We start from the raw sequence: 2,642 nt of genomic DNA, 5'->3' as shown, positions 1-2,642 counted from the left end.
AGCCCCCACGTTCGTTTCACTCACTGCCCCCCGAGGGGGCTTCGCCGCCTTTGGGGCGGCCCGGCAGGCGGCGACATGATCACACTTCGCGACATCACGCTGCGCCGCGGCGTCAAGGTGGTGCTGGACAACGCCTCCGCCACGCTGCAGCCCGGCGAAAAGATCGGCCTGGTCGGCCGCAACGGCGCGGGCAAATCCAGCCTGTTTGCGCTGCTGACGCACCGCCTGGGCAACGACAAGGGCGAGGTCGAGGTGCCCAAGCACTGGCGTCGTTCCGAGGTCGCCCAGAACATGCCCGAGACCGAGGACGGCGCGACCGACTACGTGCTCGAAGGCGACCTGCCGCTGGTTGCTGCCCGCGCCGCGCTAGAAGCCGCCGAAGCCGCCAACGACGGCCATGCGATGGCCGACGCCCACGCGCTGCTGGCCGACGTTGGCGCCTTCGACGCCCGCTCCCGCGCCCAGGCGCTGCTGATGGGCCTTGGCTTCAAGACCGAGCAGCTCGACGCTCCCGTCAACAGCTTCTCCGGCGGCTGGCGCATGCGCCTGCAGCTGGCCCGCGCGCTGATGTGCCCGGCCGAGCTGATGCTGCTGGACGAGCCCACCAACCACCTGGACCTGGACGCCCTGGTCTGGCTGGAAGCCTGGCTGCAGCGCTACGACGGCACGCTGATCATCATCAGCCATGACCGCGAATTCCTCGACGCGATCACCAAGGTCACGCTGCATCTGGACGAAGGCAAGCTGGTGCGCTACGGCGGCAACTACACCAGCTTCGAGACGCAGCGCGCCGAGCGCATGGTGCTGCAGCAGGCCGCCTTCTCCAAGCAGCAGGACCGCGTGGCCCACTTGCAGAAATTCATCGACCGCTTCAAGGCCAAGGCCAGCAAGGCCAAGCAGGCGCAGAGCCGCGTGAAGGCGCTGGAGCGCATGGAGCGGCTGGCGCCCGTGCTGGCGTCTGCCGACTTCAATTTCGAGTTCCGCGAGCCGCTGAATCTGCCCAACCCGATGCTGATGTTCGACGAGATGTCAGCCGGCTACGGCACGACCACGATCGTGCGCGACATCGACCGCTCGRTGCTGGCCGGACAGCGCATCGGCATCCTCGGCGCCAACGGCCAGGGCAAGTCGACGCTGGTGAAGACCATCGCCGGTACCCAGCCAGCGCTGGCGGGCAGGCTAACGCAGGGCAAGGGCCTGTCCATCGGTTACTTCGCCCAGCAGGAACTGGACGTGCTGCGCCTGGACGAAGGCCCGCTGGAGCACATGGTGCGGCTGGCTCGCGAGGTCGGCCCAGCCGGCCGCGAGCAGGAACTGCGCGACTTCCTCGGCCAGTTCCGCTTCACTGGCGACATGGTCAACCAGCAAGTCGGCAGCCTGTCTGGCGGCGAGAAGGCGCGGCTGGTGCTGGCCATGCTGGTGTGGCAACGCCCCAACCTGCTGCTGCTGGACGAACCCACCAACCACCTGGACCTGAACACCCGCGAGGCGCTGTCGATGGCGCTCAACGAGTTCGAGGGCACCGTCATGCTGGTCAGCCACGACCGCGCGCTGCTGCGCGAGGTCTGCGACGAGTTCTGGCTGGTGGCCGACGGCGTCGTCAAACCCTTCGACGGCGACCTGGACGACTACCAGCGCTGGCTGCTCGACCAGAGCAAGGAAGCCGCCCGTGCAGCCAAGAAGCAGTCGGCGGCAGCGCCGGCGCCAGTGGTCAAGGCTTCAGCTGCGCCTGCGCCTGCCGCGCGCGAGGACCGCAAGGTTTCGGGTCAGGCGCGCGCCAAGCTGGCCGACCAGACGCGGCCGCTGCGCAAGGAGATGGAGCAGATCGACAAGCGCATGCATGCTCTCGCCACTGAGCGCGCCGGCATCGAAGCCCAGCTCGCCGAAGGCGCTGCCGCCTCGGCCATTGCCGAGATGGGCAAGCGCCTGAAGGCGATCAGCGACCAGCTCGAAGCCGACGAGGCGCGTTGGCTGGAGCTGGGTGAGCAGATCGAGGCGCTGAACGCCTAGATCGCGAGCACCGCGGCCAGGGCAATCGCGCCTGGCAGCGCCTGCACGAAAAGGATCTTCTTCGAGGCCGTGGCCGCGCCGAACACGCCGGCCACGACGACGCAACCCAGGAAGAACACCAGCCAGGGCTTGCCCACGCCTGCGGCGCCCTGTATCAGGCCCCAGGCCAGGCCTGCGGCGAGAAAGCCGTTGTAGAGGCCCTGGTTGGCCGCCAGTGCCTTGGTCTGCTCGGCGAAGTCCGCCTTCAGCCCGAAGGCCTTGCGGCCCAGCGGCTTGGTCCAGAAGAACATTTCCAGCACCAGGAAATACAGGTGCAACAGCGCGACCAGCGCCGACAGCACGATTGCGACCATCTGCATCGTCTCTCCTCGTCTTTTGTGATTGGGGGTGGCGCATCGTCTCAGATCGCCCTAGCGTCCGGTGTCGCATGAAAGACCATTTAACTTGTACGCAATTGAATTGCGAACTACATTAATGGCCATGGCACGCAGCAAGACCCCACCCCCCAACGCCGATCCCCGCGGCGAATGGCTGCAGCTGGACCGCCAGCTCTGCTTCGCGCTGTACAGCAGCTCGCTGGCCATGACCCGCATCTACAAGCCCCTGCTGGCGCCGCTGGGCCTGACCTATCC

At 67.2% G+C, this 2,642-nt stretch carries 2 protein-coding genes and 1 pseudogene; 2 read left to right on the top strand and 1 reads right to left on the bottom strand.

What is annotated here, in order from left to right:
• Nucleotides 1-75: 75 nt before the first annotated feature.
• Nucleotides 76-2,010 (top strand): ATP-binding cassette domain-containing protein, encoded by a 1,935-nt coding sequence (locus tag ACXJKR_RS29400; protein ID WP_457325859.1) that lies wholly within the window; start codon nucleotides 76-78, stop codon nucleotides 2,008-2,010.
• Here ACXJKR_RS29400 and ACXJKR_RS29395 read toward each other — a convergent pair.
• Nucleotides 2,007-2,369: a DUF1304 domain-containing protein gene (locus ACXJKR_RS29395; protein WP_457325858.1), complete on the bottom strand. Its 363-nt coding sequence runs from the start codon at nucleotides 2,367-2,369 to the stop codon at nucleotides 2,007-2,009. The two genes, ACXJKR_RS29400 and ACXJKR_RS29395, sit on opposite strands and share 4 nt — an antisense overlap.
• Before the next feature lie 121 nt (nucleotides 2,370-2,490).
• On the opposite strand from ACXJKR_RS29395, the pseudogene ACXJKR_RS29390 reads away from it, so the two are divergent.
• Nucleotides 2,491-2,642: pseudogene (locus ACXJKR_RS29390) on the top strand (MarR family transcriptional regulator); the annotation flags it as partial.

This window comes from Roseateles sp. P5_E11 (assembly GCF_054049355.1).
Note: the sequence above shows the minus strand (reverse complement) of the source record. Positions and strands in the feature narration are given on the sequence as shown.

Excerpts from the sequence above, each read along its gene's own strand:
- ACXJKR_RS29395 (WP_457325858.1), bottom strand. The coding sequence starts at position 2,369 with ATGCAGATGGTCGCAATCGTGCTGTCGGCGCTGGTCGCGCTGTTGCAC.